Genomic DNA, 26,894 nt, shown 5'->3' with positions numbered 1-26,894 from the left:
CGAATACGCCGGAACCGCGCACCTGGCCCTCGTCGCCGACCCCAGCCTCCCCGACCTCGACGAACTCCCCACCCGCTGGCTCGCCGAACTCGACGCGCTCGAAGCCACCCTCACGCACTCCCGACGACCTTCGGGTGCCGACACTCGGTCAGCGTGATGACGGCCAGGTCGTACTCGGGCTTCGGCTCACCCAGGCCCGGACACGGCGGATCACCGGAGCGGGCAGTCCCCGGGCCCGTTCTTCCAGACCTGCAGGATGACCTCGTACCTCCCATCGTCGCGTAGCTGGCGCCGGGACCAGAGCGCCGCGACGAGCTCACCGGGCGCCAGGGCGAACGGCTCCCACAATGGCTCGACGCCGTCCGCCAGGACGGCCTGCCCAGCCTCCGCACTCTCGCCGCCGGCATCGACCGAGACCGCGACGCGGTCATCGCCGGCCTCACCCTGCCCTGGAACTCCGGCATCGTCGAAGGGCATGTCAACAGGATCAAGATGCTCAAGCGCCAGATGTTCGGACGCGCCGGCTTCGCACCGCTCCGCAAGCGAGTCCTCCTCGCGCCCTGACCGATGTCAGTGGCTCCTGGAATCCTGCCCTTCATCCGAGACCGCCATACCAGGAGCCATGCGTGGGAACATGGGGAACCGGCCCGTTCGACAGCGACCGCGCCGCAGACTTCGTCGATGGACTTGAAGGACTCACCCACTGGTCGCAGACATCCTCCGGGCTGTCGGCCAGCTCCGCTCCCGCAACGACAACAACCCGGGCAGCGTGGTGTTCGACGCGACGGCCGACCTCCTGGAGCACATCGCCGGGACCTGGGACCAGCAGGATGACCAGACACGTCAGCGCGCTGTGGCCCTCGCCCTGGCCCTGATTGTGTAGGAGGGATCTACCCGATGACCACATCCACGGCCTACCGGCGCGCGTACCGTGGGGTGACGACCCGCCGCCGGGAGGACCAGCCGATGAGCGCGCAGCCCGACCACGCACCCGTCCCGCCGTACGCCCCCGCCCCGGGAGCTCCGGCCGAACTCCTCGCCCAGTTGCGCGCCGACCGGCGCGCGGAGCGTTGGGTGCCGGCCTTCGAGCGGGAGTGGGCGGCAGCGTTGGAGGAGTCCCGCCGGACGTTCTCCCTCACACCGCTGTATGAGGTCGTCCAGGACTGGCAGGGCCGCCTCGCCCACGCCCCGGCGGTCGACGCGTTCGTCGCCTCCGGCTACGACGACAACGAGTTCGTCGACATGGCGGAGCTGCGGGGAAGGCACCGGTGACCGGACAGCCGTACGCGGTCCGCTTCTCCGCGTCGGCCGCGAAGGTCCTCGACACCCTGCCCGAGCACGCCGAAGACACCGCGTGGGATGTCCTGGACGCCGCCGCTGGCGACCCGTGGGGCTTTGGCCAGTGGAACGCCGACGATCCCGAGGGCGAGGACGTGCGCTACGCCTCCGTCGGCCAGCTGTCCCTCACCTACTGGGTGAACAGGACCCTGCGCCGCCTGAACGTCCTGAACATCGTCTGGCTCGAATAGCTACCCGGTGACAACGCCCCGACCTCGGCATTGCAGCGACACCGTTGGCGAATCCGGCCCGCCGGGTTCTACATGGTGTTCGTGGGGATCAGTGCCCGCAGACAGGGACGACCCGGCCGAGACCCGAGAACACGCACCCGCTGGTCTAGGCCGTTTCGTTTGGATCACCGGGCGGACCAGAGGAATATGCCCGCGACGTGCAGTCCAGCCAAGTAGACAGTCGCTGTCTTCTCGTAGCGGGTGGCGATGCCTCGCCATTGTTTCAAGCGGTTGATGCAGCGTTCGACGGTGTTGCGCTGCTTGTACGCCTCGCGGTCGAGGGCGGGTGGCCTGCCGCCCCGGCTGCCGCGCCGCAGGCGGTGGCCGCGCTGGCCGGCGGAGGCAAGAGCCCTCTCACCGCCATCCCGCCAAAGCCGGTGCAACTGGTAGACCGACTTCCGGCTCACCCGCAACTGCCGCGCCACCTCCAGCGGCTTGACCTTCCGTTCGAACAGCTCGGCTGCTTGCATCCGAACCGATTCACGGCGCTGACGCCCCACGGCGGTCAACCCGCCCCCATCCGCATACCTCACACCCCCACGGATACAGCCGCCGTCCCCCACCCATCAGCGACTTCGCGAGGAATCACCCTGACAAGCCGAAGTCAGTAGCGACATCAGTTCACTCGGCGGTGCGCGTTCATGTCAGCGCCCCGAACGCGTCCCGGGGCAGCAGGCCGGGTTGCGGGGCCGCGTTGAGGTGAACCCTGGTGAGGGAAAGGGTGGCGAACTGGGGAAGAAGCTGCTGAATCCTCGTGCGGGTGAAGACACCGGCGTGCGGACCGGCCTGACGCGCAAGGTGCAGGGCTTCCGACCATGCCGTATAGCGAGTGACCAGCGCCACGGGAGCGTGGGGTGCGGGATTCGGGATGGCCTGATGGGCAACGAGCGCGCTGAGAATGACCGGCTCGAAGGTGTGGTGGGGTCGTGGCTGGAGCGGCACTCCATGCACCGGGTGCGCGCCGGCTTCTAACGTTTCCTGGACCCACTGCGCCATCCATTGGGCCTGGCTGTCGCTCAGTTTCGACGTCTGGTTCATACGGGCGGAATATTTTCGGGTGGCTTCCTTGAAGCAGTGGAGAAAAGCGTCCGCGTGACATGCGTGCACCACGATCGACGGAGTGGCCGCGCAGTGTCGGCCCGCACGGGCGAACGAGGCACCGGCGGCGGCTCGCGCTGCTGCGCGGACATCGGCATCATGGCGAACGATCAGCAGACCACGACTCGTCGGATAAGGCGTCGACACGTGAGTGGGGCCAAGCGGGCAGCACCGGGGGGCCTGTGCGTCGGTGTGCTCGGCCAGGGTGGCGCGCAGAGAGGAGTCACCGGAGCCTGCGGAGCTGACGAACTGCCAGGTGTGGTCCGGCAGGCCGGCGGCACGGGCCAGCCAGGCAAACCGCAGTGTGATCGGCAGGGTGTGCTCGTCCACCTGAGTGATCACGCAGTGTCCGGTCACCAGCGCGGGGACCACTCCCTCCACGAGTGAGGTCAGCGGGCGCGCGGAGTCGACACAAGAAGCCATCACGGCGTCACCGTCCAGCGGCTTTCCGCGCGTCGGACAGCGCGCGGACCAGGGTATGCGGATCGCGGAGAAGCGGTTTCGGTAAGCCGCCGAGCACGAGGCGAGCAGACGGCCTGTCGCAGACTGCTCGTGGACGGCGTCCAAGGGACCGAGACCACACGCGCGCGTGAGCGCGAGCTGGAACAGGGAGTTCTGCGTGTACAGCAAGGCACGCAGGCGTCTGAGAAAACGCAGCCGTTGTGCGGGCGTGGAGGCAGTGGCCCATGCGAGCTGCGCCACCCGCGCTCGCTCCACTGCGCGGAAAACGTCCTCGGGTGTCGACTGTGCCGAATCCCCCAGCCGATACCCCGTGAACGCGCTGAGCGTAGCGTCCGGTGACCCCGGTGCCGAAGCCAGCAGGCCGAGAGTGGTGAGGTCCGGCAAGTCCTGGCAGAGTTCTGGCTGTGCGCTGTCTGGCATTTTCCCTCAGTGCTCGTCGGGGAGCGGATCCCAAGGGTCCGGTAGGGGCTCTCGTGCGGACCCCGTCTGACCGCCGGAGTCCGGGAGCGCCCGGCGGGTACGGCCCACGGTGTCCCGCGGAGCCGATGGGCCGCTGTCCACCGGCAGCAGCGTTCGTACAGCCGCTTGCGCGAAGAAGCCGCCGGGCCGGGCCGGCAGCATCGTGACGGCGGCGGTCAGGATCCATCCCGGGGCGCCGAGCAGCAAGGGGGCACAGCCCGCAAGGGAGCCGATGACTACGCAGGGGCCCAGAAGCCAGCACACTGCGATGGCCGCCTGGCGGTGGGCGGCGACGCCCCGGACCGGAGCTCCGCCTCGTCGGGCGGCGACGCGGTACTGACGGCTCCACAACGCCGCAAACGTGATGATGTTGAGGAGCAACAGGGTCCCGAGGTGAACCGCGAGGGGAGAGACCACCCAGTCCCCCGCCCGCTCGACCAGTGACACACCGGAATCGAGTTCCCCGGGGAAAGGCGTGAGGAAGCGTGTCATACCGGTTCCGTCCCAGCCGTGGATGACAACGGCGCACAGCACCACATGCGGCCACAGCATCTGCGCGGCACCTGCCCATGCGTAACCGCGCCGCAGGAGCTGGGCGGCGCAAGCAAATCCGGTGGCGCCCGCGGCGAGACAGGCCGCGGCGAAGGCTGCGGCGAACCACGCCGGCGGACGCGGCAGTACGTGCATCGTCTCCCAGGACGGGAACCGTGCCAGCAGCCACAGACCGCTGGGCACGAACAGTATGCCCAGGTAGAGCAGAGCCGCGGGGAACGCCGAGCTGGAGCCGTGACCGTCCCCGTCCTGCCGGTCAGCGGGGGGCGCGGTATCGGCGCCACGCCGCCCTGCCTCGTCGAGGACCGCGAAGCCGGCGCCCAGCCCGAAGGCCAACAGAAGGTCGACCTGAACCATAAGTGCTCCCTCTCGACGACACACTGGAGGTCATGGAGGCGAATACCGGTAACCACTTGGCTGAAAAATTCGGGGACTCACACCTTTGAGTGGACATGGGGCGGCGCCTCTTTCTCCACTTCACCGCTCTGGTCAGCATGGTGCTCACTCGCCGGGGACATCGAGGCATACGCAACGGGCGTTCGGCGGGCACCGATGACTGGAGGCACTCCATGTCAGGCGAGACCACGGCGCTGGACGGGGCAGGCCCGGACGACATCCGTTTCCACTACGACGTCGGTACTCCCTTCTTCGCCTTGTGGCTGGACCCGGAGCTGACCTATTCGTGTGCGCTGTGGGACGACGTAGCGGGGCCGGATGAGGACAGCGCCGCGTTGCAGGAGGCGCAACGAGCAAAAGTGGACTACCACTTGAAACAGGCCGGAGTGGTGGAGGGGAGCCGTCTGCTCGACGTGGGGTGTGGTTGGGGAAGTCTGCTGGCCAGAAGCGTCCAGACGGCAGGTGGCGCGGCCGCCGTGTCCGCCACGGGCCTCACCCTCAGTCGTGACCAGTACGATCACGTGCGTTCGCTGCGACTGCCGGGCGCCGAGGTGAGGCTGGAGCACTGGAGGGATCACCGCCCGTCCCAGCCGTATGACGCCGTGGTCTCGATCGGGGCGTTCGAGCACTTCGCACAGCCCGGCATGGACGCGGACGAGCGCATCGCCGCCTACCACCGGTTCTTCGAGGCCGCTTTCCAGTGGCTGCCGGCTCGCGGCCGTCTGTCGTTGCAGAGCATCGCCCTGGATGATGTGGCCGATCAGGACGGGCCCCTGCGTGCGTTCTTCACAGGCGAGGTCTTCCCGCAGTCCGCACTGCCGCGGTTGTCGCAGATCCTCCGGGCCGCCGACCCTCTTTTCTCCTTGTCCGCGCTGCGCGTCGACCCGGACGACTACGTACGCACACTGCGCTGTTGGACCGCTCGCCTGGACAAGAACAGGGAGCAGGCCGACCAGCTGGTGGGACCACCGACCACGCGCGGCTTCCTTCGTTACCTGCGGGTCTCGCAACACGTGCTGCAGCGTCGGCTGTCCACGCTGTACCGGATCACCCTGGAACGCAGGCGCAGCAGGCTGCCGCTGTCGCTGTGACCCGGCGCCGGTTTCCAGGGAGCAGTCCCCGGCGCCCAGGACACCCGGCGCCCGACTGGTCGTCATGCGCATCAACTCCGCCCGGTCACGACGCATGGAACACCAGAGCCGTGTTCTGCCCGCCGAAACCGAAGGAGGTGCTCACCGCGGCGTCCATCGGTGTACGGCGTGGCCGGTGGGTGACGATGTCCAGTTCCAGCCCGGCGTCCTGCCGGAGCAGGTTGGCGGTCGGCGGAACCTCCTGACGTTCCAGCGCCAGCACGGTGAACGCGGCTTCGATGGCACCCGCAGCGCCGAGGGCATGTCCGATGACGCTCTTGGTCGCGGTCACCGCCGGCGGCGCTCCGTCGTACACCCGTCGGAGGGCGGCCGCCTCGGCGGCGTCACCCGCACGCGTCGAGGAGCCGTGTGCGTTCACGTGCCCGATGTCACGCGGTCCAAAGCCGGCATCCGCCAGCGCGGCGCGGATCGCCTGTTCGGCTCCGGTGCCGTGCGGGTGGGGGGCAGTGGGGTGGTGGGCGTCCGCGGAGGCTCCGTACCCTCGCAGCAGCGCCCGGATCCGGGCGTGTCGGTTCCGGGCGTGATCGATGCGTTCCAGGACCAGGACTGCGGCGCCCTCGCCGAGCACGAATCCGTCGCGATCGACGTCGAACGGCCGTGACGCCACCTGCGGGTGGTCGTTACGGCGGGACAGCGCGCGCATCTGCGCGAAGCAGGTAGCGGTCATGCGTGAGCGCGCGGATTCGCTGCCGCCGGTGAGTACCACGTCACAGGCGCCGGCCAGAAGCAGGTAGCGGGCCATGCCGATGGCGGTGGCACCAGACGCACAGGCACTGGCCACTGTGAAATTCGGACCGCGTGCGCCGAGAGACATGCCGACTTCACCAGCCACCATGTTGGGCACGCTGCGCGGCAGGGCGAGCGGTGACACGGCGGTCGGCCGTCCGTCACCGAGGCGGCAGAACTCCTTCACATAGGTTTCCAGGCTGTTGCTCCCGACTCCGAGGACGATCCCGGTCCGCTCATCGAGCCCGGCTGTGCGTTCCAGGCCCGCGTCCGCCACGGCTCTGTACGCCGCCGCGAGGGCGAGATGCGTGAAACGGTCCAGGCGCCGGGACAACCGGGGTCCGAGTTCCGCGGCGGGATCGAAGTCGGGGACGCGGCAGGAGAAGTCCACCGGGAGCCCGGCCAGAGAGGGATCCTCAGCCGCCAGGGACCGGCCTGCGCGCAGGGCTGACCAGTTGGCCCCGATGTCCGTGCCCGCGGGGGTCACCAGCCCGAGGCCGGTGACAGCCACCTCACCTCGCCGCATCGCCGTTGCCTCCCCGCCCCGGTCCATCGGCTGCCGCGGCGCCCGGGAGCAGTATGCCGTGCCGCCTCAGTGGTGGCCGCAAACGCTGAAACCGTCTGGCTTTGTCATGCAGTTCCTCCACGTGCTCCGCGATGCGGTCACGGGCGCGTTCCCCGGCCGGCCCGAGCCCCGTGTGCTCCATGATCTTGAGTCTGCGCAGCAGAGGCAGCACGACGTGATCACGGTGCACCTCCACGTCGTAGATCCCGGCCGCGGCGATGCGCGCGGCCTTGGCCCGGAACCCGGGGATGTCGTGCCCTGGCATCTGGAAACCGCAGAGGACGTCCGCCAGGGCCGGTACGAATTCTTCGGGGGCCAGGGCGAGGGCACCCGCGCAGAGGTCCCGGTAGAAGATCATGTGCAGGTTCTCGTCGGCGGCGATGCACGCTGTGAGCCGGGCGAGCAGCGGGTCGCCCCCGATCTGACCCACATTGCGGTGAGCCTCGCGCGTAGCCAGTTCCTGCACCGTGACGTACGCCAGGGCATGCACGACGGAAGGCTGGTCACTGGTGTACCCGGAGCTCATGTGACGCATGCGGGCCCGCTCGAGCGCAATGGGATCCACTCCTCTGCCGGCGTACAGGTATCCGCGCAGGGCGTCGGCGTGACGGGCTTCCTCCGCGGTCCAGCGGTGCACCCAGGTTCCCCATGCGCCGTCGCGGCCGAAGCGCACCGCGATCTCCCGGTGGTAACTGGGCAGGTTGTCCTCGGTGAGCAAGTTGACCACCAACGCGTCGCGGACGGCCGCCGGCAGGCTGGACTGTCCGGGCCGCCAGGGTTGCCCGTTCAGCGGTCCGTCGAAGTCCTGCGCCTCGCTCCAGGGCACGAACTCGTGCGGGAACCACTCGCGCGAGACCGCCAGGTGCCGGTCGAGGCTGCGGGCTGCGCACGGTTCGAGTTCCGCGAGAAAGTCGACAGGCGTCCGCTTCCCGCGCGGTGGGGGGTCAGGGGTCTCCATGAGGCCGGCCTCCTGCGCCTTCAGGGCTGTTGGAAGATCAGTACGGTGTTCTGGCCGCCGAACCCGAAGGAGTTGCTGGCCACGGCCGCCATGGAATGGGCGCGTGGTCCGCCGGTGACGACGTCCAGATCGATCCCGTCGCCGAGCCGGTCCAGGTTGGCCGTCGGGTGGATCGTCTGCCGTTCCAGTGCGAGGACGCAGCAGACGGCTTCGATGGCTCCCGCGCCGCCCAGGGTGTGCCCCAGGATGCTCTTGGTGGCGGTCACCGGCGGAGATGCCGGAAACGCCTGCCGCAGAACGCGGGCTTCGACTTCGTCGTTGAGAGGGGTCGAGGTGCCGTGCGCGTTGACGTGATCGATGTCCTGGGCTTGCAGCCCGGCATCGGCCAGCGCCAGCCGCAGCGCCCGCAGCGCGCCTTCCCCACGGGGATGGGGAGCGGTGGGGTGGTAGGCGTCTGCTGTGCTTGCGTGGCCGGTGAGCCGGGCATAGGCCCTGGCGCGCCGGGCTTGCGCGTGGTCCGCGCGCTCCAGTACCAGAACGCCGGCTCCCTCGCCGAGGACGAATCCGTCCCGGTCGGCGTCGAACGGCCGCGAGGCGCCCGCGGGATCGTGCGCGCGGGTGGAGAGCGCTCCCATGCGCCAGAAGGTGACGGCTCCGACGGGATTGCAGGCCGAGTCGCTGCCGCCCGCGATGACGAGGTCACAGGCGCCGGTGTCCAGCAGCATCCTGGACACACCGATGGCCGTGGCGCCGGAAGCGCATGCGGTACTCACCGACAGCGTGGGACCTCGGGCTCCGAGCGAGATGGCGACCTCCCCCGCCGCCATGTTGGGCTGGCTGCGCGGTACCGCGGTGGGTGAGACGGCGCGGTAGCGGCTTTCCGCGATGGCCTCACACACCTTCGGCATGGTGTCGAGGCTGCCGCCTCCCGCACCGATGACGACGCCTACGCGGACGGCGTCCCAGTCGGCAGGCTGAAGACCGGCGTCGTCCACCGCCTCCAGCGCCGCTACGAGGGCGAGTTGGATGAAACGGTCGGTACGCCACCCGAGGCCCTTACCGGCGGCGGCTGACAACCCGTCGTCCGGCACACGGCACGAGAAGGACACGGGCAGTCCGCGAAGATGCCGGTCGGGCAAGGCCGTTGACGTGCCTCGGCAGAGGCCTTCCCACGTGGCAGCCACTCCTATACCGGCTGCTGTCGCCAGCCCCAGGCCGGTGACGACGACAGAAGTCGGTTTTGTCATCGGTCGGCCGAAGGGCCGGCGGAGGCGTCGACCGCCTGACGCAGGAGCAGGGCAACCTGCTTCAAGGTGGTCTGCGGTCCCATCGGAACTTCCTTCTCCTGGAGGTCGACACCGGTGTCGTCCTCGATCACGACCAGCAGCTCGATGAGAGCCAGAGAATCGAGTTCGAGTTCTTCGAACGTCGCGTCCGGATGCAGGTGCTCCGTGTCGATCTCGAAATGTTCGCGCAGCAGCTTCACGAGGTAGTCCTCGGTGAGCTCGCCGGAGGTCGGTGCAGGCATGGGATACGGTCCTTTCGTAACGAACAGGAACACGGTGCCAAGTGCCGGCCGCTGTATACGGACGAGCCGTGCAGCGTGTGCATGCCGGGCGGACACGGGAAACGGGGCTGGGCCGCCTGCCGCACGGCGGGATTCCCTACGGAGAGGTCGCGGCAGGAACCGCCCGGGCGGAAGTGAGACCTCCGCGTAACGTCGCCAGCAGATAGTCCCCGCTGAGAGGTGCGGGCGGAGCAATTCCGTGGTGGTCGTCCGCGGCGTCCAGCGCGCCGCGCGCGTAGCGCCGCCTCAACCCGCCGTAGCGGCTGACTCCGGCGCTGAGGGTCTCTACGTACAGTTCGGCCGGGCTGGGGTCAAAACGCTGCTCGGTCAGGTGAAGGTGAAGCCACGGGACCATCTCGTGCATGGCGTCCATGAGTGTGGCCACCGGGGTGTTCGTGGGATGGACGACATGGAAGGTGCGTACGCCCGCATCTTGTGGCCGGACGAGGCGCACCATGGCATCCGTCGCGTATTCGATCGGCAGGATGTTGAGGGCGGCGTCCACATGGCCCGGCATCCGTAAGGTGTGATGCCCGTCGCCGATGGGATGCAGTCCGAAGCGCCGGCCGAAAGCCGCTCCGCGACGGGCTGTCAGGTTCAGCCGGGCACCCAGTACGGCGTGCGGATGGCGGGGTGCCCGAGGTGGCAGTGGGCGGTCGGTGACCAGCACACTCGGGCGCAGAATCGTGACCCGCCGGTCCGCCGCCTCCAGCACCCACTCGTGTACGGCCTTCTCCGCACGGTACTTCGATTCCTCGTAGGCGGTCAGAAAGCCGTGGGAGGCGTCGAGGTCGTCCTCGCCCACCAGACCGTGGCGGCGCGCGCCGGCGACATAGGCGGTGCTGACGTGGACGACGTGTGGGCGGTGAACGCCGGCTGCGGCCAGCGCCAGCACCTGGCGGGTGCCCTGTACGTTGGCGCGCTGCAACTGGCTCGGGTCGGTATCGAGGCCGACCAGGCCGGCACAGTGCCAGATGGTTCCGAGCCGGTCGGCGAGCCGTTTGAACGCAGCGCCCTCCAGACCGAGTCGGGGCCGGTCCAGGCAAACCTGAACCGGTAGGACCGTCTGCGGCAGCGAGGTGAGCACCTCGCGCGGGGCACCGGTCGCATGAAGCGCCCTGGCCAGGCGTCCCATTGCCCGTGCGGGAGGATCACGGACCAGGGTGATAATCCGGTTGCCACCGGCCAGCAAGCGGGCTGACAGATGAGATCCGACGAAACCGGTGGCCCCGGTGACTGCGATCTCCATACCTCTCCTCAGGGTCGGAGGTCCGGACGTCTGTGACGTGATCGGGCGGCCTGTTGCCATGGGTGTCCGGTTGCCACGGCCGCGCGGCGGGAGGCAAGGGGCTCAACGCCTCTTCGGCGGCTCACCGGTCAGCACGGGCACCGAGACGAAGTGCCGGGCCACGTTGCCACGGCATACGAGGTCACGGCGGTCGACCGCGAGACGGATCCCGGGGAAACGGCGAAGTAGCTCCGTCAGCGCCAGACGGACCTGCGCCCTGCCCAGAGCAGCTCCAGGGCAGTAGTGCCGGCCATGGCCGAACGACAGATGGTCACCCGGTGCCAGAGGGCGTCCGTGCACCTCCCAGGGTGAGAAGTGGGCGAGGGGATCCACATTGCCGGCGGAAAAGCAGAGCACCACCACGTCGCCCCGGCGCAGTAGGTGCTGCCCCAGTTGCAGCGGCTCAGCCGCGAACCGCCACACACCGTAGGTGAAGGGGGCGGCCAACCGGATGAGGTCCTCCACCACCATCGTGTCCATGGCGTCCGTCGTTCTCAGCAAGGCGCGCACGGTGGCGCTCTCGTCCCGCTTGAGCAGATGGACCGCTCCGGCGGGAATCGCCGCGAGGGTGGAGTCGAGGCCGGCGAAGAGCAGGAAGACCAGGGAGTCCAGGAGTTCCCCGCCACGGATCAGGTCATCACCGTGGGCTCGGAGCAAAGCCGTGGTGAGGTTGTTCCCCGGATGCCGCCGGGTATGGACGAGGAGCCGAGCCATACGCTTGCGCATCGCCTGGGCGGCCGCCTCCATCGGCGGGGAGCGGGGATGCTCCGGTCCGCTGAGCCGCAGGCTCAGCTCCGCCAGTTCTCGGGCGTCTTCCTCGGGCAGGCCCAGCAGGTCGATGACGGATCTGACCGCGACGGGAACAGCCAGGTCGGCGACGAGATCACCGCCTCCTTGTGCCGCGAGACGGTCCAGCGCGCGGGTGACGGTTCGCCGTATCGTCGGTGTACGCCGCTCGGTGGCGTCGCTGGAGAAGAAGGGCTGGAGAAGAGCGCGCAGTCTTTTGTGGTCCGCACCGTCACTGCTGAGGACATGCCGCCCTGCCGACACCCCGTCCAGCGGATACCTGCGCGTCGGAAAACCGTGTGCCGAGTCCGTGACCCGGCGCACGTCGTGAACCAGGAGTCGATTCCGAGCGGCACTTCGGATCTCCGCCGGCTGCGTCACCGCCCAGGCCCCCAGCCCGCCGGGGAGGGTCACCCGTTGTACGGGCCCGTGCTGACACAAGCGGGAATACGCGCGCCGTGCCCCTTCTTCGGCGGTGGCCGGCAGCCCCCACTCACTTCGGTTCTCATCACGGTTTCCGGTATTGCCTTCCTCTTCACCTCTCACCGTGGAATCCCTTCCCTGCGTTCCGTCGTGCTCTTTGTCGCGCCTGATGCGCATCGGCGCTCGCCGGTTACTGTCAGCCGGCCGCAGCCAGCAGGTGATGGGGCCTTGCCTACGACGGTGCGCTGCCGGCAGCCGAACAGTTCCCGGCAGCGCGTGGCCGGACACGGACCGGTGACATATCCGGGGGGGGGATCGGTCGGTTGCGGGGGTGGCATCCTTCGGTTCCAGGCTTTCCGGTGGAACCGTTTCGCCCCGGCAGGCTTCTGCCCGGTCTGCCCTCGGCCTGCTTCAGCGTCGCTCGCCCGGGCCGCCGGGGGCAACCTCTGTGACAGGGGCACGCGGAGCACAGGAAGAGAGCGTGCTCACCTTCCTGGTACTACCGGCGCATGTACTACCCAGCGGTTTCTCCGCGGTGCCGCGGACCGCTGACGAGGGTGTCCGAACCCTCCCGAGCCCTTCCGACGGGCTGCCCGGTCAACCGCATGCGGCTCGGAAGAAGAAACGATCCCTCCTCAGGCGACAGATCTCGTCTCCCTCAGGACGACAACGGATCCGCCCCCTCCCTGCGCACCCTCCCCGACCGTGTTTCACCCAGCCGGTGACCGCTGCACCGCTGGGGCTGCTGATGCCGGCACATACTGCTGAGACATCCGCCGGTAGGACGCGCGGCAATCACCTGTAGAAGGCAACCGGGTGCGCGCGTTCCCGGTGCCTCCCATGCGCCCGGTGCGACCTCTTCACCCGGCCCCGCATGCCCAGGTCCGGGCGGAGGTGGCGGCGCGGACTGCCAGGGGCGGGCGTATGCGGAGCGGAGGGAGGCACTGTCCGGCATGCGGGTACTGACGACGGGCAGGGCCGCCGCGCCGGCAGGGTAGGGGCTGGTGACGTCGGGACATATGACGGCGCGGGCGAGAACACGGTCACCTGCAGGAACGGTATTCCTCGTGCTGGCTTGACGGGGGGACAGCAGTCCGGCCGCAGCGGGCGCCGGAGGCACTCTGGTGCCGCCAGGGACGGGGCGAACCACAACGGTGCGAGCCGACCGTGGTGACGAGTCGTCCGGTGACCGTGTCCACCGTACCGACGGCGTGCAGATGGTCCGCTTCTCCCTCCGCCGATCCGCCCCCTGCTTGAGGCAGTCCGGCGGAGGGGCGAACCAAGACATCAGGACGGCTGAAGCAAATGCTGTCTGTGGGGCAAGCGGCCGAGCAGGGGTGAGCACCGAACCGCGGATGTCCTGCTGGCACAGGCAGCCGTGTCACCGTTGGCTGATTTCGGATCGCTTCCCCCGGCTCCCGCCGTCGGACATGCGGTGTGCCGCCGGGCCACCCCGGGGTTCGCCGCCGCGGCGCCACCGCTCTCGACGGAGCGTTCGGCCGATAATCAGTGCGCTGGTGGCACACGGAAGAGAGTGCACTCTCCCTGTGTGATGCGCAGGACCCCGTACCGGGGGTTGCCCTATGGGCAACGGGCGGGTGATGTTGAAGTACGCGATCGACGGACTCTGCGAGGCCGCCTTGGGCGCGGACAACCTCACGGTCCACTTCCGTACCGTACGTGGGAGCCCTTGGTCGGTACGCCACCACTGGAGGATCAGTCAGCCGTGAGTGACAGGGAGAGACCTGATGAGTCAGCGCACCGGCATCACCAAGTTCATGGGCAACGTTCTGGACGGGGCCAAGGACCTCGCCGACGACGTCCTGGACCGCGCACGGGACCTGGAGCACGATCTGCGCAACGCCGTGAGCAGGTGTGTGAAGCCGGCCGACGACGCGCCCCGGCCGGCCGCGCCTGTGTCCTCCGACGCACACCTGCACGCGCACGGTGACGCCGGATCCGCCGGGCACGCCGCTGCGGGTGCAGCGGCGCCCACGGAAAGGACCAGCGCTTGACCGACAACGGCCCGTCGCGGCACAGAGGTCGGGCACCTGTGCCGGAGGGAGGCAGCCACCGGCTGCCGGGTGAGCCGGTACGGGAGCGGGAGTTGTACAAGCAAAGCAACGGTGACCTTTACGACAGCCACGAATGCCGGTGTGTCGGCCTGGAGGAGCTGGGTCAGGAGGTACGGGCCGGATGCCTTTTCCGGGCGTATGACCAGGCCACCGGCGACGACTGCACCTTTGATGTCCTGAGGTCGGTTCTCGCGCGGGCGGTGAAGGACCCGGTGGCTGTCCTGCTCGGCACTCTGGCAGCCACCGGCTTTCAAACCGGGCCAGCCGGACTCACCCCACGTCCACCTGCCCCGGCCCGCCCCCTCCCCGTACCGGGAACGGCTTCTGCCGACCGGCACGTCTGAGGCGATCTTGCTCCTGCCGTCCGAGGCGCCCCGCTCCTGAGCCGCTCGCTCCCGCCGAAGCCACGGACAACGGCCCGGGCACCGTGATGCACATGTCACTGCCTGGAAGAGCGTCCCGAACCCGCGCAACGAAACCACCACCACGGGTCAGGAGCGATCAGGTCATCCCTGCGGCCGAAGGTTTCCGCCCCGCTCATGGGCTGTACTGCAGCCCTCTGCCGTCAGGAGCCGCCTATGGGCCATGGCCGCCGTGCCCGCCAGATCACCAAGGAACTCTCCTATCTGGCCCAGCAGGAGCTCAGACGGAGCATCCGCCGCCAGCTCGACGACATCGACGACGAAACCCAGCAGGGAACCGCAGAGCGGGCGCAGGCGGTGCGTCAGACCTTGGAAGGGCTGGGGCCGTTCTACATCAAGGTCGGTCAAATCCTCTCCACCCGCCCCGACTTCGTCTCGCCCTCCATGGTCGGTGAGCTGCAAAAGCTCCACGATCAGGTGACAGTTGCCCCGTTCGCGGACTTCGAGCCGGTCCTGAAGGCCGACCTCGGCATTCACTGGTCCTCGTGTTTCAAGGAGATCGACACCGACAACCCGTTGGGTGCGGCGTCCCTGGCCCAGGTCTACCGAGCAGTCCTGAGCGACGGCACCCTCGCCGCGGTGAAGATTCAGCGGCCCGGGGTGCGGAACGTGGTCGAAGCAGACATGGCGCTCCTGCGCAGACTGGCCCGATTCGCCGGTCGGCGGGCCCCGCGGTTCAACGCCGTCGTGGACATCGACGCCATGCTCAAGGTCATCTTCGATGCGATGCGGCCCGAGTTGGACTTCTCTCTGGAAGCCGCGCACATGAGAACGGCATTGACCCTGGTTGCGGACTTCCAGCACATCACCGTCCCCAAAGTGTTTTCCGCGACATCGCGGGTGCTGGTCCAGAGCTTGGCTCCGGGCTGTTCCATCCGCGATGCCGACCCGGCGGCCTTCTGCCTCGAGGAACGCACCGGGATCGGGCGTGAGCTCTTGGCGTTCATGTACCGGGGCTATTTCACCGACCGGTTCTTCCACGCCGACCCGCACCCCGGCAACGTCTTCGTGCATCCCGGACAGCCCGCCCATCTCATCGACTGGGGCATGGTCGGCCGGATCGACCGGCCCCTGAGCCAGAGCGTCCTGCGGGTGCTGCTGTGCCTGGCGCAGAACGACGGCACAGGAGTGGCCAAAGCCTGGGTCGAGATGGGGCACGCCACCGCGTGGGCACAGCTGGCGGACTTCCGGGACGACATGGCCGCCCTGGTCCCGCAGGTTGTCACTGCCTCACTGGAGGAACTCGACTTCGGCGTTACTCTCGGCTCGGTCCTGACGTACTCCACACGGCGCGGCATCAAGACCAGCCCTATGGTCTCCGTACTCGCCAAGTCGTTCGCGAACATCGAAGGCTCCATCCGGCACCTGAGCCCCGAACTGTCCATCATCGACGTCTTCCAGGAAGAGCTGCGCAGCATCATTTTCCGCCTGGTCGCAGAACATCTCTCCGGGCCCCAGGCCGCTCGCTCGCTGCTGGAAGCGCTGACCGTCGGCAGTCAGGTGCCCCAGCAGTTGCGCAGCATCATCACCGGTGTCGCCGACCGCGAACTGAGCCTCGACATCAACCAGGGCCCCACCCAGAACGGCCTGCACTCCGGCCCCGGAAACACCGGGCGCAAGGCCCTGTTAGCCGCGGGCGCCCTGCTGCTGTGGCACCGCACCCGCACCCGGTGAACACCGCCCACCCCAATGACAGGCCCCTACCTCAGAGGAAGACGCCCACCCGCAATCGCCACACCCCCCACCTACGCTTCGCGCAGCCAAGGCAGGGAGGCCGTCATGCTGAGCCGTCCCCGCAGCGTCCTGTTCTGGNCGAAACCACCTGACCGCACAGCAGGGCACCTGCTGAGCGCACCTCAGCCGAAACGAAAGAGGCCCTGCCCATGCACATACCGTCCGGGCGGGCGAAACTCCTCCTCGGCGCCGTTCTCATCACCACTGGCTGCGCCCTGCCACCCCCGACCCTGCCGCCCCTGGTCCCGCCCTCACCGGTGACCGTCGACATCCGCATGCACACCACCCCATACGCCCCCTCCCCGTCACAGCCCGGCACTCACTCCCCCGCCCGCACCACCGGCCACCAACCACGGCACCACACAGCCTCCAGCCGGCACCCCCACCCCACCAACCACTCCCGGAACCACCGCTCCTCCCACACCCGACCCCTCTCCCTCAGCCTCCACCTCGTGCGAACCGAACACCGCGCCAACCGAGGTTCCCCTCGTAGCGTGGAGCCCGTGACAACAGGGGATGCTGGTTGTCATGGCGGAGAAGCGGCGCAAGTTCATGGCGGCGCTGCCCATGGCAGCGGCCGCCCGCGGCGGTGACGTCCGTGGCGTGATCTTCCATGCGGACCGCGGGAGCGAATACGGCTCCCGGAAGTTCGCCCACGCCTGCCGCCGACTGAGCGCGACGCGGTCCATGGGGCGAGTCGGCTCGTGCTTCGGCAACGCCGTCAGCGAGGCGTTCAACAGCGTCTTCAAGGTCAAGTACGTCCACCACCACACCTTCCGCACCCGCACCGGGACCCGGATCGGGATCGCTACCTGGATCACCGGCTTCTACAACACTCGTCGGCCGCACAGTGCGTACGGGTTCAAGAGCCCGATCGACTACGAGAACGAATACCGAGCCGGCCTCACCGTGGGGCCGACTGCATAGGAAGGACTCCACAGTCCCAGGGGATCGACAGTTGGGCACATCCACGCACGCAAGGAGTCCCCTCCTTGTCGACGTGCACGCAGCCAAAGACCCAGACTGCGACATGGCCCCACCCGGCGATACGTTCAGGAGAGAAACCTGTGTCTCGACATGACCTGCACACGCTGTTCGGTCTCGATGGAAGCCGGTTCATGAGCTGTTACGACCCCGAAAACCGTCGGACTGGCGAGTTCGCGGAAGCTTTTCTGGTGCTTGCGGACGGTTCGGATGTCCGCCGGATGGCACTGCCGGTGGAGAACATGGGGGCGGAGCGTTTCCGCCTGTACGGGGAGATGGATCTGGCTGCGCTGCGGCAGGAGGTGGACGGGCCTTACCGGGAGGTGCACGACGAGCTGGCCGCGATTCCGATGTTCGGCTACAACAACTCGGCGTTCAACCGGAAGCACAATCAGGCGTGGACACAACATCTGGGGCGCAGCATGTGGTCGATGTCGTGGCAGCATCACTACGCGGCAGCGCTGCTGATCCACTTCTACCGTCGGATCACCCCGCCGGAGTATCAGAGCCCGGCGCACATGCGGCTGGTTTACGCGGTGGCCACGGCGGCGGACTGGCTGACCGGGCTCACGATCATCACGGATGACTGGATGGACGGTGCTCGGGTGCGCAACGGCCGCCCGGCGTGGCATCTGCGGCATCCTCGTTCGTTCGTGAACGACAACCTCATCATGGCTGCCCAGGCGCTCAACGTGCTCTCGTCGGTGGTGCCCGACCGTCACCCCTTCAAACGGCAGATGTACGACCGCGGGGTGCGGCAGCTCACCCACGACGCGCACTACTTCGCGTACCTCTCGGTGCAGGATCTGCGGCGCAGCCAGGCACCGGCCGGCGGGACGGACCACTCCACGGCGTCGGTGGACGACATCACGCTGGACGCCTACCACTCTGCCGTGTTCAACCGCGCAACGGACTGGATCTACTTCCTGGTGAGTTTGAGCCGCATGCTGGCCTGCTACGGGGCCCAAATCCCCGACGGAGGAGCTTTCACGGACTACATCGCCGGTGCGGCCACCGCGACCTGCGTAGTGGACGACATCGTCGACGAGCCCACCGGCGAGGACATCCGCAACGGTGAACCGGCCATTCAACTCCTCCTGGCCGTGCACAAGGCGAAGGGACTGCTGGGGCCGATACCCGATGAGGAAGCGGCGGAGATCCTGCGCACTCTCAGGAACCACGTCGGTGTGGACACCGACACGGACGCCGAGCTGGTGCAGCGCTTGTACGCCCGGCACGGAATCCCCGCACTGGCACTGGATTATCTGGAGGCGGTCCTGGACCGCCTTCTCGAGTTGCGGCGGGCGGCTTTCGAAGAGTGCGGCGCCCCGGGAGACGTTCCCGCGTTCATGCTCCACTGGCTGGCCATCGACCAGGGCGGCGCCACCGAACGTGCACAGGAAAGCGGCGATCTCCTGAGGCAGGAACGCTTCCGGGACCTCGTCGCGCAGCTGTCCCATGCCGACGAAGGCGGGAGTGTCGCTGCGCGAAGCTGAGACGCCCACCATGAACCGGGGCTCCGGCTCCGCCCCAGCGCACTGGCGGTGCCACTTCGTGGCTCTGGCCCGTTTTTGCAATCCGGAGGCGGCCGCCATCCAGTGGGGTGACACCGAACTCAGCGTTGTGGTCGGCCACGGGTGGACTGTAAAAAAATAACGGCTGATCCGCCCAGCGAGGAGGAGAAACCAACTGACGGATCAGAGAGTGGAGTTGGAGCAGGCTGGGGCCGCTGAGGCGGCTTGGGCTCCGCAGGTTGCGGATGACCAGCTGATCGCGGTGTTGGTGCACCGGGCCCGGAGCGAGGGCCTGCAGTTGACCGGCGAGAGCGGGCTGCTGCAGCAGGTGCTCGAGCGGCCTGCGGCGCCCCCCGGCCGAGCACCCTCCCCCCAACCGCTGGAACGGTCCCGGCACATGCCCCTCACTTCGGAGTGACCGCGGAGCCATGCGGCCAGATCTTCACCATCGCGGCCGTCGTAAAGGTGCAGCGGACGGCGGGTGGCCATGTCGACCAGGGCCGTGCCGTGGTGGCGGCCCTTGCGGAAGGCGAAGTCGTCGACACCGAGGATCCCTGCCTCACCGATCTCCGGCTCGGGCAGGGATCTGACCAGCCGCAACAGAGGCCATGTATCAAGGTGGCGTCTCCCCGCAGATCCTGGACCTGGTCCACCTGCGGGCCAGCCAGATCAACGGCTGCAGCGCCTGCGTGTTTGCCGGCGTGACGGGCGCGAAGAAGCACGGCGAGAGCGATGAACGCCTCCACGCCGTGGCCGCCTGGCGCGAGACCCCGTTCTTCACCGATGAGGAGCGCGCGGCCCTGACCCTGACCGAGGCCGCCACCCGGGTCGCCGACCGCTCCGGCAAGGCTGTCCCCGACAAGGTGTGGAACGAGGCCACGGACCACTTCAACGAGGAGCAGCTCTCCGCGATCATCCTGATGATCGGCCTCACCAACTTCTTCAACCGCATCAACACCACCATTGAGGAGCCTGCCGGCACCACCTGGTGACCGGTGCTGCCGAGGTGACATCAGGGCGCGAAGCACAGGCCCGCCCACGCGTCGGTGCCGGTGGTCGTAGAGGCCCGCCACCACCGGCACTACCTCGAGCTCAAGCGAAGTCACAGGCGAGACCGGTGCTGCCCGAACTCGGGCTCCGGCACAGGACGTCGTCGTTACGAAGGGCGATGCATTGCGCGTAGTGCGGCGCCGCTTCGACCTGCTCACCGAGGTCCTCGGCCTGGACCGCGCACGCGCGACCGGCTGGACGCTCGGGCGGCTGCTGCAGAACTCGCTGTGGGACATCGACGACGGCGAGACCGCTCTCGCGTCGTCCTCCGTCACGATCGCGGAGTCGCTGCTCAGCCGCTGATCTCGCCCCCTTTGAGAGAGGAAGATCCGCGGCCGGGTGTTCATCCCTGCCGAGCAGCCGAATCGTCGCACCTGTCAGACAGGACCGGCAGACCTCAACAAGATCGTGCCACGAGCTCTCAGGCGTCGGCAAGGAGGGGGCCGTACGGAGTGCTCGTGCGTCGGCCCGACATGAAGGAGAGAAAGTCACCCACGAAGGCGCTTCGGCCGTAGGTGCCGTCGGTGGTGGTGAGGTCGCGGTGGAAGGCGGTGCGGAAGAGGGTCCGGTACTCGTCGGCGTCGATGGTCCCGCTGCCGTCCTTGTCGGTGGCGTCGAAGAGGACCTCGGCGACGCGGATGAGCGCGGGTCCGGCGAGGGAGGGGACGGCGGTGGCGTACTCGTCGGCGCTGACGCGGCCGTCGCCGTCCGTGTCGAGGGCGGCCTGGAGCTCGCGCCACCAGGCGGCGAAGGCGTCGTAGAGCCGGGTCTCCTCGGGTTCGTCCAGGTCGAGGCGGGTGGAGAGTTCGCGGGCCATGGCGGCGAGGTCGGGCCAGTCGAGGTGGCCGTCGCCGGTCTGGTCCAGCACCTGGCGGAAGAACTCCTCCGCCGAGCGTCGGCTCTCCCCCGTGCCTGCCGAAGGCACCGGGTCCGGATCGGGGTCGCCGCCCAGCGGTGCGAGGAGGCGGAGCAGGGCCGATGCCCGCTTCATGCGGGCGCGTAGGGCGGTCACGGTCCGGGCGCGGGGGTCGTCGCTGCCAGGTGAGAGGGAGAGGACTTCGATGATGTTTTCTGCGTTGATCCAGCCCTCGGGCAGGAAGCGGGCGAGCCCGGCGGCGAGGTAGGCGCCCTGCATGAGAGTGGGAGCGCCGGGCATCTCCGGCAGGCCGGCCCGGCGCCGGTACGGCTCGGGGAGCGAGGCGACGGTGATCGCGCCGAGGAGCGGACCGGCGACGGCCCGGCCGGCCGCCCACAGCGTCGGCGCGCCCTCGAGCAGCGCCGGGGCGGGCAGGTGGTCGAAGAGCCGGTAGAGAATGACGCGGGCCGCCTCGGTGTTCTCCAGCTCGTCCTCGACGACCCGGTCGAAGTACCGCCAGAAGTCGTGGAGGTCCTCGGGGAGTTCCGCGGCGTCGCCGTCGAGCGCGGCGAGGAACGCGCGGTACTCGGCGTACATCCGCTCCATCGTGTCCTGGTCGAGCGGCTGGCCGCTCAGCCGGCACATGGTGACGGCGCTCTCGAAGAGGGTGGCGACCACCCAGGCGCGGGCCGTCCGGTCCATCGCGTCATAGGCACGGCCGCGGGGGTCGGAGCCGCTCATGCGTGCGTGCAGCCGGTTGAGCCGGGCGGCCTCCCGTTCGCGTACCACCGGGTCGGCGCCGAACATGCGCCGCATGCTGAGGAAGGTGTTGCGCAGGCGGCGCCAGGGGTGGGCGACGAAGGTGGAGTTGTCGACGAGGGCGGCGCCGATCTGCGGGTGAGCGGCCTCCAGTACGGTGGCGCGGATCATGGCCAGCGCCCAGCGCGGGTCGTCGAAGAAGGCGCTGAACTGCGATTCCGAGCCGAACAGGGGCGTCTCGTCAGTCATTCCCGTGGTTCCGTTCGTCATGATGGGTCTCCGTTCGTCCGGGGCGGCACGCCGCCGAAGCGGCGGTCGCGGCACCGGTAGGTGTGCAGGCAGGCGACGAAGTCGGGGGCCCGGAAGTCCGGCCAGAGCACCTCGGGGAAGACCCACTCGGCGTAGGCGACCTGCCAGAGCATGAAGTTGGAGATGCGCTGCTCGCCGGAGGTGCGGATGACCAGGTCCACATCAGGGGTGTCGGGGAATGGCAGGTGGTCCGCGAAGAGCCGCTCGGTCACCTCGTCGGCGGGCGTCTTGCTGCGGATCAGCGACCTGGTGGCCTCGACGATGTCCTGGCGCCCGCCGTGGTCGAAGGCGACGGTCAGCGTCATCCCCCGGTTGTCGGCGGTCAGCTCCGCCAGGTCGTCGAAGTCCTGGGCCAGTTCCCGGGGGATGCGCGGGTCTGCGGCCCCGAGGAAGCGGCAGCGGATGCCGCGGGCGAGCAGCAGCGGCGCGTGCTTGCGCACGACCCGGCGGACCAGACGCATCAGGTAGTCGACCTCGGTGCCGGGACGGTTCCAGTTCTCGGTGGAGAAGGCGTACAGGCTGAGCCACTCGACGCCGGCGGCCCGGGCCGCCTCGATGATGTCGATGACGGTGGTCTCCGCGGCCCGGTGGCCCGCTGTGCGGGGGAGCGAACGATGCTGTGCCCACCGGCCGTTGCCGTCCATCACGCAGGCCACGTGCCGCGGCACCGCACGCGCAGGCCCGTCGTCCTGCCGTTGCTCGTCGCCGTACTGTCGCCCGCCCGGCCGGTCCCCCGTCGCCGCGCGTGCGCGCGGGACGCCGTGATCCGTCACATCCAGCCCCGTATCGCCCGGAGCGGCACGGTCGGCCCTACCGCGCTCGGTCACGCCCACCCCGTCTCGCCCACACCCATGCCCCACTGGAGCATTCCCTCCCAGGAGTCTGACGGCCCGAAAGGGTCCTGACCGGCCAAACGGGTGGCCGTCACCCTTGGCTCATACGCCCGATTCCCTCGTTTCGGCATCGGTGGCTTCCTCCGGTGACCGCGATCGACCGGCGTCCGGAGGGGATGTGCCGGTGGACACTGCCGGGGTGCCGACGGATCCGAAGAGCGCGCCGGCCGCGCCGGATGCTCATGAGCCGGGCTCCCTTCTCGAACTGCGCGGGACGCAGTGGCTCGACGCGAAGGCCGCGCCATACCAGCTGACGGACCCGGGCGCGGCCGAAGAGCTCGCCAAGGATGTGTGCGCCTTCGCCAACGGGGGCGGCGGCGTCATCGTCATCGCTACCCGCATGGAGCACGACGAGGGGATCCTCCACCGGATCGTGGGAGTCGAGCCGGCAGCGGTGAACCCGGACCAGATTCGCAAGCTGGTCCGCGCCCGGATCACGCCTTCGCCGCGCGGGATCCGGGTCGACTGGTCTGGCCAGGAGGAGCGGGTGGTGTTCACCGACGTCCCCGTGCAGGCCCCCGACACGCTCTTCGCCGTCCCGGCGCCGGTGGGGAAGCCCGGTTCGGTCCGACCGGACACGGTCGCAGTCCCATGCGTCAGCTTTTGACCGACGAGCCGTCCCCCGACGCGGTGTTCGCGGCCAACGACCTCATGGCGATCGGTGCTCTGCGGACATTGAGAGAGACGGGGCGGCGTGTACCGGACGACGTGGCCGTGGTCGGCTTCGACGACATCGAGGCCGCTGCCTACAGCGCCCCGGCGCTGACCACGGTCCGCAGCCCGATGGCGGACCAAGCCCTGGCCGCCGTCCGCCTCCTGCTCGGTCTGCTGGCAGGACAGACCGGAGAACCGGTGATCATGCCGAACGAATTGGTAGTGCGGGAGTCCACCTGAGTGGAGGCTCGCCACCCGGTTCAGACGGCCCGGGGCCGGCTGGGCACAGAACCGGTCCGGGCCGAGGGCGAAGCCGAAGTGGAGCCCCCGTCCCGGCCCATTGCAGGCCCGCGCTTCGCTCGCTGCGCCAGGCCGACGTGCCCATCGACCCGCGGCAGCGTGCCGTGCTGGAGACCGTGGCCGCCGCCCTGGTGCAGCGGGGGCGGTTCAGACGGCCTGAGTGAGCGCGGCGGCGTCCAGACGGTCCAGGCGTTCGCAGGGGGCGCGGACGAGGCGGGCGCGGTTCTGGACGCAGCGCACGGTGCCCTCCAGCGCTGCGGACAGCCGGCCTTCTGCATCGAGCAAGACGATGCCGGCGAGCGCCTTGGGTCCACCGTCCTTGGGCAGCTGGTCGGCGCGGCGTCGTACGTCGACGGCGCGGGCGTGACCGGTGAGCTGGAGAACGATCTGCTCGTAGTGGCGGGTCGTGAGCGTGTCTGCCCGCCAGGACCGCCCGCTTGCGCACCGCGCGTGCCCGCGCTGCCATTCCCATGTTCCGTTCCTCTCGCACAGGCCGGCACCCGTCGGAGTGGGCCACTTCCGGCTCGTCACATGACTGGAGGGCGTCTGAAAAGCCTGTCGGCGAGCTGATTTCGCGAGGCGGCGCACGAGCTCCCAGTACCGGCGCAGCTTGTGCACCAGGTCGTGGGCGTCCTCGGTTCGGCGGTCGGTCTCCAACAACAGCACCGGCACCTTCGAGGCCGACGCCTGGGTGGGACACGGCGTGTGAGTGCCGGCTCCGGCGATCTGGATGGCGCGCGTGGACGCGCGAGGACCAGGCCGGCCGCAGGCTCTGGTCCCAGCCGGGCCGTGGTCGCCTACAGGGGGCTGTCAATCGGCGAGTCCGGATTGCAGGATCTTCTGCCAGTGGTGGTGGAGGGCGTCCATGCCCGGCAGCGCGGAGTCGGTGACGAAGCACGCTGTGGAGGTCCCCTGGTAGCGGACCAGGACGACGGAGAGGGGGGCGCCGCGGGGAAGCACCGTCAGCGGCATGATCGTACGGACGGGATCGTTCTTGTAGGCGAGTGGGTTGCGCATCACGAACTGGGAGGCGGCCACCGCGGCATACCGGGGGCTGATGAGGCGTTCGATGGACTTGCGGTAGACCGATGGCGGAATGGCGTCGGTGATGCTGCGCAGCGCGGTGCAGTGCTGTGGTTTCTTCACCCAGGCGGTGGCTCGTACTGTCTCCCGCACGTAGTCGGGCAGTGGCATGGCCAGCCCTGGCAGTCTGAGTTGTACGGGGATGACGTAGTTACCGGGTGCGTTGTTTTCCTGCGGGTGCCGGAGGTTGACGGGGATGGCGATCGCCAGCTCGTTCTGCGGGGGCTGGGGGTGGTGTTCGGCTTCCCACGCCAGGACGGCGAGGGCGAGCGCGGCGATGAAGGCGTCGTTGCAGGTTCCGCCGTGTGGTGTGGCGGCTGAGCGCAGAGCCGTGTCGGGGACGCTGGTCCAGCGGAAGGTGCGTTCGGTGGAGTGGTGGTAGTGAGGGTGTGGCCATCGGGTGGATTTCGCCGTGGCCCGGGCCAGCCTCCTGACGGCTGCGGCCTTGTGCCGCAGGGAAGGCGGCGGGGCGGCGTCGAGGCTCCGGGAGACGGCGGAGGACCGTTCAAGGGGGACAGGGGTGGCGCTGAGCAGAGTCTCCACGGCGAAGACGATCCCCGCGGCGTCCTGTACGGCGTGGTGGGTGCGGTAGAAGAGACCGTACTCGTCCCCGGCGTAGCCGTGGACGAGGGTCAGATCCCACAGCGGTGCGTGCCGTGGCCAGGAGGCGTCGCGAAGGTGCTGCAGTGCGGACTCCACGGACGAGCCGGGCGGCACGAGGTGGCTTCGGACATGGAGATTCAGGTCGGGGGCGAGGGTGTCCCAGCGGGGCTGCGGGCCGCTGTCACACAGGGTGGTGCCGAGTGCGGGCAGCGCGTGCATGCGTTCGGCGACATGGGCGCGGAGCGCGTCGACGGAGGGCGCGGTGCCGGCCAGGCGGAGCAGCAACCCGATGCGCATCGACGGATCGCCGTGCACAGCTACATCGAGGGGGCGCGGGCGGTTGAAGGGCTGGGGCATCGTGTTCTCTCTGAGGTCGGGCACTGCCCGGGGGCGGTGGAAAGGGCGGGGGCGGAAGTGTCCGAGGTCAGTACTCGCGTACGGACCGGGCCAGGCGGTTTCGGGTTCCAGCAGTCGGCGCCCCTCGGACACGCGCAGCCCGGCCGGGCGCGCAGCCGGGGCGAAGGCGGGCAGGTACCGGGCCGCCGGTCTGCCTCGTCGCGACGCTCCGCACCCCGCCACTGGCAGAGCGCCTTGCTCTCCACCCTGGGACAGGTCGCACTATCTCTCCATGGGTGAGACCAGGTCGTCGTAGTAGTTGGGGACGTCGGCGGGTCGCAGGTCGCGCTGTGACGTGGCGCTGTAGCGGTCGGTACTGCGTTGCCAGTCGTAATTGCCGCGCATCATGGAGTGCAGAGCGTCCCGGACATAGCGGTGGGTGTCACGGCACTGCGTTTCGCCCACGTGCATCTGGGCGAGCGCGTCGTCGAGTTCCTCCTGGAGGGTGAGGAACGCACGGACTTTGTCGCTGACGAGCTTCTCGATCTGCCGGATGGCGTCCTCGCGTGTGGTGTCCGCCGTGCTTTCCAGGAGCAGGACCGAGTTGAGCGTTTCGCTGCGGGTCTCTTCCTTGCTCACCGAGGCAACGTCGTTGCACAAGGTGACGACATCGGTGGCCAGGTCACGCATCCCTTGGATCTGGGGGGTGTGGAAGGCTCCCACCGGGATCTCGAAGTGCTGGACGCGCTCAGACATGTCGTACACCGGGCCGGTGGCTATGGTCTGCCGACGGAACACGACGTACTCCTCCAGGGTCCGAATGGGGTGGTTGCGCCGTTTGAGATCCTCCATGAGGTTCCCGACGAAGTACCGGGCCCATTCGTGCGTTGCTCGTGCTTTCCACGCGGGTGACATTCCCTCGCACGAGCGCTCCCAGACGTCGGCCCAGGCCAGGGTGGCGGGTGTGGCGTAGGCGGGACGTGTGCCGGGCAACTGGTGCAGCAGGTCCAGAAGTTGCATGGACGCTTTCACGGCCTGGGGCCGCAGTCCTTCGGGAGCATCGAACTGGTCATCGAACAGGAAGAAGAAGCACTGAAGGTCTGCGGCCAGGACCAGGTCGTCTCCCGTGGCGTGAGGGTGGAAGCGTGCGGCCAGTTCCGGGAGTCTCCACCCGGTGTAGCGGGTGACGGCTTCAGGGCTGCCCAGCAGCGCGTGGCGCACCGCCCACTGGATGTTCACCTGCCGTGCCCGGTCCACATCGGCGCCTGGCGCCGTCGAAGCGAACGGAATAGTGAATTCCGTGTGCTGGGACATGTCCTGCCT

General features: G+C 68.8%; 23 protein-coding genes and 7 pseudogenes. 15 read left to right on the top strand and 15 right to left on the bottom strand.

Annotated elements, in window-relative coordinates; genetic code table 11:
• Window positions 1–315 precede the first annotated feature (315 nt).
• From ABD374_RS30470 to ABD374_RS30460, 4 genes and pseudogenes are all read left to right on the top strand, one after another.
• Window positions 316–564 (top strand): annotated as a pseudogene (locus ABD374_RS30470) (transposase); the annotation flags it as partial.
• Between the two features lie 62 nt (window positions 565–626).
• Window positions 627–689, top strand: a pseudogene (locus tag ABD374_RS34780) (DUF4259 domain-containing protein); the annotation flags it as partial.
• A gap of 277 nt (window positions 690–966) precedes the next feature.
• A complete protein-coding gene (locus ABD374_RS30465) occupies window positions 967–1,272 on the top strand; it encodes a DUF6247 family protein (RefSeq protein WP_344499661.1) in 306 nt (101 codons plus the stop codon).
• The gene (locus tag ABD374_RS30460; protein WP_344499647.1) at window positions 1,269–1,529 is read left to right on the top strand and encodes a hypothetical protein; all 261 of its coding nucleotides are present in this window, start codon (window positions 1,269–1,271) and stop codon (window positions 1,527–1,529) included. Before ABD374_RS30465 ends, ABD374_RS30460 begins: the two co-directional genes overlap by 4 nt.
• A 164-nt stretch (window positions 1,530–1,693) precedes the next feature.
• Here ABD374_RS30460 and ABD374_RS30455 read toward each other — a convergent pair.
• From ABD374_RS30455 to ABD374_RS30440, 4 genes and pseudogenes are all read right to left on the bottom strand, one after another.
• A pseudogene (locus ABD374_RS30455) lies at window positions 1,694–1,897 on the bottom strand (IS5/IS1182 family transposase); the annotation flags it as partial.
• A 27-nt stretch (window positions 1,898–1,924) separates the two neighbouring features.
• Window positions 1,925–2,068, bottom strand: a pseudogene (locus ABD374_RS30450) (helix-turn-helix domain-containing protein); the annotation flags it as partial.
• Between the two features lie 139 nt (window positions 2,069–2,207).
• Window positions 2,208–3,548: an aldehyde dehydrogenase family protein gene (locus ABD374_RS30445; RefSeq protein ID WP_344499645.1), complete on the bottom strand. Its 1,341-nt coding sequence runs from the start codon at window positions 3,546–3,548 to the stop codon at window positions 2,208–2,210.
• Window positions 3,549–3,554: 6 nt separating this feature from the next.
• Complete coding sequence (locus ABD374_RS30440) at window positions 3,555–4,496, bottom strand: hypothetical protein (protein WP_344499643.1); 942 nt, start codon at window positions 4,494–4,496, stop codon at window positions 3,555–3,557.
• A gap of 212 nt (window positions 4,497–4,708) precedes the next feature.
• On the opposite strand from ABD374_RS30440, the gene ABD374_RS30435 reads away from it, so the two are divergent.
• Complete coding sequence (locus ABD374_RS30435) at window positions 4,709–5,626, top strand: class I SAM-dependent methyltransferase (RefSeq protein WP_344499641.1); 918 nt, start codon at window positions 4,709–4,711, stop codon at window positions 5,624–5,626.
• Window positions 5,627–5,711: 85 nt separating this feature from the next.
• Here ABD374_RS30435 and ABD374_RS30430 read toward each other — a convergent pair whose 3' ends face one another.
• From ABD374_RS30430 to ABD374_RS30405, 6 genes are all read right to left on the bottom strand, one after another.
• Window positions 5,712–6,938 carry a beta-ketoacyl-[acyl-carrier-protein] synthase family protein gene (locus tag ABD374_RS30430; RefSeq protein ID WP_344499639.1) on the bottom strand — a complete coding sequence of 409 codons (1,227 nt, stop codon included), beginning with the start codon at window positions 6,936–6,938 and terminating at the stop codon, window positions 5,712–5,714.
• Complete coding sequence (locus ABD374_RS30425) at window positions 6,925–7,935, bottom strand: acyl-ACP desaturase (protein WP_344499637.1); 1,011 nt, start codon at window positions 7,933–7,935, stop codon at window positions 6,925–6,927. Before ABD374_RS30425 ends, ABD374_RS30430 begins: the two co-directional genes overlap by 14 nt.
• Before the next feature lie 20 nt (window positions 7,936–7,955).
• Window positions 7,956–9,182 carry a beta-ketoacyl-[acyl-carrier-protein] synthase family protein gene (locus ABD374_RS30420; protein ID WP_344499635.1) on the bottom strand — a complete coding sequence of 409 codons (1,227 nt, stop codon included), beginning with the start codon at window positions 9,180–9,182 and terminating at the stop codon, window positions 7,956–7,958.
• Window positions 9,179–9,463 (bottom strand): acyl carrier protein, encoded by a 285-nt coding sequence (locus ABD374_RS30415; protein WP_344499633.1) that lies wholly within the window; start codon window positions 9,461–9,463, stop codon window positions 9,179–9,181. Before ABD374_RS30415 ends, ABD374_RS30420 begins: the two co-directional genes overlap by 4 nt.
• A 136-nt stretch (window positions 9,464–9,599) precedes the next feature.
• Entirely contained in the window at window positions 9,600–10,751 is a 1,152-nt protein-coding gene (locus tag ABD374_RS30410; protein ID WP_344499631.1) for an SDR family oxidoreductase, read from the bottom strand.
• A gap of 102 nt (window positions 10,752–10,853) precedes the next feature.
• The gene (locus tag ABD374_RS30405; protein ID WP_344499629.1) at window positions 10,854–11,840 is read right to left on the bottom strand and encodes a cytochrome P450; all 987 of its coding nucleotides are present in this window, start codon (window positions 11,838–11,840) and stop codon (window positions 10,854–10,856) included.
• 1,907 nt (window positions 11,841–13,747) lie between these two features.
• Here ABD374_RS30405 and ABD374_RS30400 point away from each other — a divergent pair.
• The 8 genes and pseudogenes from ABD374_RS30400 to ABD374_RS30375 form a co-directional block, all read left to right on the top strand.
• A complete protein-coding gene (locus ABD374_RS30400; protein ID WP_344499627.1) occupies window positions 13,748–14,014 on the top strand; it encodes a hypothetical protein in 267 nt (88 codons plus the stop codon).
• A gap of 38 nt (window positions 14,015–14,052) precedes the next feature.
• Window positions 14,053–14,418 (top strand): polyhydroxyalkanoate synthesis regulator DNA-binding domain-containing protein, encoded by a 366-nt coding sequence (locus ABD374_RS34775; protein ID WP_425577393.1) that lies wholly within the window; start codon window positions 14,053–14,055, stop codon window positions 14,416–14,418.
• 234 nt (window positions 14,419–14,652) lie between these two features.
• Window positions 14,653–16,170 carry an ABC1 kinase family protein gene (locus ABD374_RS30395; protein ID WP_344499625.1) on the top strand — a complete coding sequence of 506 codons (1,518 nt, stop codon included), beginning with the start codon at window positions 14,653–14,655 and terminating at the stop codon, window positions 16,168–16,170.
• Between the two features lie 588 nt (window positions 16,171–16,758).
• Entirely contained in the window at window positions 16,759–17,157 is a 399-nt protein-coding gene (locus ABD374_RS30390; RefSeq protein ID WP_344499623.1) for an integrase core domain-containing protein, read from the top strand.
• 140 nt (window positions 17,158–17,297) lie between these two features.
• Entirely contained in the window at window positions 17,298–18,710 is a 1,413-nt protein-coding gene (locus ABD374_RS30385; protein ID WP_344499621.1) for a polyprenyl synthetase family protein, read from the top strand.
• A gap of 208 nt (window positions 18,711–18,918) precedes the next feature.
• Window positions 18,919–19,068: pseudogene (locus ABD374_RS34770) on the top strand (IS256 family transposase); the annotation flags it as partial.
• Window positions 19,069–19,330: 262 nt separating this feature from the next.
• Window positions 19,331–19,720 (top strand): annotated as a pseudogene (locus tag ABD374_RS30380) (carboxymuconolactone decarboxylase family protein); the annotation flags it as partial.
• A gap of 172 nt (window positions 19,721–19,892) precedes the next feature.
• Window positions 19,893–20,081: pseudogene (locus tag ABD374_RS30375) on the top strand (hydroxyurea phosphotransferase); the annotation flags it as partial.
• A gap of 118 nt (window positions 20,082–20,199) precedes the next feature.
• Here ABD374_RS30375 and ABD374_RS30370 read toward each other — a convergent pair.
• Window positions 20,200–21,663: an oxygenase MpaB family protein gene (locus ABD374_RS30370; RefSeq protein ID WP_344499619.1), complete on the bottom strand. Its 1,464-nt coding sequence runs from the start codon at window positions 21,661–21,663 to the stop codon at window positions 20,200–20,202.
• Window positions 21,660–22,346 carry a polyprenyl diphosphate synthase gene (gene uppS / locus ABD374_RS30365; protein WP_425577392.1) on the bottom strand — a complete coding sequence of 229 codons (687 nt, stop codon included), beginning with the start codon at window positions 22,344–22,346 and terminating at the stop codon, window positions 21,660–21,662. Before uppS ends, ABD374_RS30370 begins: the two co-directional genes overlap by 4 nt.
• Window positions 22,347–22,734: 388 nt before the next feature.
• On the opposite strand from uppS, the gene ABD374_RS30360 reads away from it, so the two are divergent.
• The gene (locus tag ABD374_RS30360) at window positions 22,735–23,202 is read left to right on the top strand and encodes an AlbA family DNA-binding domain-containing protein (protein WP_344499617.1); all 468 of its coding nucleotides are present in this window, start codon (window positions 22,735–22,737) and stop codon (window positions 23,200–23,202) included.
• Entirely contained in the window at window positions 23,187–23,489 is a 303-nt protein-coding gene (locus tag ABD374_RS30355; protein WP_344499615.1) for a LacI family DNA-binding transcriptional regulator, read from the top strand. Before ABD374_RS30360 ends, ABD374_RS30355 begins: the two co-directional genes overlap by 16 nt.
• A gap of 207 nt (window positions 23,490–23,696) precedes the next feature.
• Here ABD374_RS30355 and ABD374_RS30350 read toward each other — a convergent pair whose 3' ends face one another.
• The 3 genes from ABD374_RS30350 to ABD374_RS30340 form a co-directional block, all read right to left on the bottom strand.
• Window positions 23,697–24,209, bottom strand: a complete 513-nt coding sequence (locus ABD374_RS30350; RefSeq protein WP_344499613.1) for a hypothetical protein — start codon at window positions 24,207–24,209, stop codon at window positions 23,697–23,699.
• Window positions 24,210–24,359: 150 nt separating this feature from the next.
• The gene (locus ABD374_RS30345) at window positions 24,360–25,592 is read right to left on the bottom strand and encodes a wax ester/triacylglycerol synthase domain-containing protein (RefSeq protein ID WP_344499611.1); all 1,233 of its coding nucleotides are present in this window, start codon (window positions 25,590–25,592) and stop codon (window positions 24,360–24,362) included.
• A gap of 261 nt (window positions 25,593–25,853) precedes the next feature.
• Window positions 25,854–26,885, bottom strand: coding sequence for a terpene synthase family protein (locus ABD374_RS30340; RefSeq protein ID WP_344499609.1), 1,032 nt, complete (start codon window positions 26,883–26,885; stop codon window positions 25,854–25,856).
• Window positions 26,886–26,894: the final 9 nt, after the last annotated feature.

Source organism: Streptomyces enissocaesilis (assembly GCF_039533765.1).
In the GTDB taxonomy this organism is placed as follows: Bacteria; Actinomycetota; Actinomycetes; order Streptomycetales; family Streptomycetaceae; genus Streptomyces; species Streptomyces enissocaesilis.
This window is presented reverse-complemented; position numbering and strand designations above follow the sequence as displayed.

Coding starts and splice junctions, on each gene's coding strand:
- ABD374_RS30370 (WP_344499619.1), bottom strand. CDS start 21,663: ATGACGAACGGAACCACGGGAATGACTGACGAGACGCCCCTGTTCGGC.
- ABD374_RS30420 (WP_344499635.1), bottom strand. CDS start 9,182: ATGACAAAACCGACTTCTGTCGTCGTCACCGGCCTGGGGCTGGCGACA.
- uppS (WP_425577392.1), bottom strand. CDS start 22,346: ATGGACGGCAACGGCCGGTGGGCACAGCATCGTTCGCTCCCCCGCACA.
- ABD374_RS30390 (WP_344499623.1), top strand. CDS start 16,759: ATGGCGGAGAAGCGGCGCAAGTTCATGGCGGCGCTGCCCATGGCAGCG.
- ABD374_RS30430 (WP_344499639.1), bottom strand. CDS start 6,938: ATGCGGCGAGGTGAGGTGGCTGTCACCGGCCTCGGGCTGGTGACCCCC.
- ABD374_RS30340 (WP_344499609.1), bottom strand. CDS start 26,885: ATGTCCCAGCACACGGAATTCACTATTCCGTTCGCTTCGACGGCGCCA.
- ABD374_RS30445 (WP_344499645.1), bottom strand. CDS start 3,548: ATGCCAGACAGCGCACAGCCAGAACTCTGCCAGGACTTGCCGGACCTC.
- ABD374_RS30345 (WP_344499611.1), bottom strand. CDS start 25,592: ATGCCCCAGCCCTTCAACCGCCCGCGCCCCCTCGATGTAGCTGTGCAC.
- ABD374_RS30400 (WP_344499627.1), top strand. CDS start 13,748: ATGAGTCAGCGCACCGGCATCACCAAGTTCATGGGCAACGTTCTGGAC.
- ABD374_RS30435 (WP_344499641.1), top strand. CDS start 4,709: ATGTCAGGCGAGACCACGGCGCTGGACGGGGCAGGCCCGGACGACATC.
- ABD374_RS30425 (WP_344499637.1), bottom strand. CDS start 7,935: ATGGAGACCCCTGACCCCCCACCGCGCGGGAAGCGGACGCCTGTCGAC.
- ABD374_RS30440 (WP_344499643.1), bottom strand. CDS start 4,496: ATGGTTCAGGTCGACCTTCTGTTGGCCTTCGGGCTGGGCGCCGGCTTC.
- ABD374_RS30415 (WP_344499633.1), bottom strand. CDS start 9,463: ATGCCTGCACCGACCTCCGGCGAGCTCACCGAGGACTACCTCGTGAAG.
- ABD374_RS30410 (WP_344499631.1), bottom strand. CDS start 10,751: ATGGAGATCGCAGTCACCGGGGCCACCGGTTTCGTCGGATCTCATCTG.
- ABD374_RS30465 (WP_344499661.1), top strand. CDS start 967: ATGAGCGCGCAGCCCGACCACGCACCCGTCCCGCCGTACGCCCCCGCC.
- ABD374_RS30355 (WP_344499615.1), top strand. CDS start 23,187: ATGCGTCAGCTTTTGACCGACGAGCCGTCCCCCGACGCGGTGTTCGCG.
- ABD374_RS30395 (WP_344499625.1), top strand. CDS start 14,653: ATGGGCCATGGCCGCCGTGCCCGCCAGATCACCAAGGAACTCTCCTAT.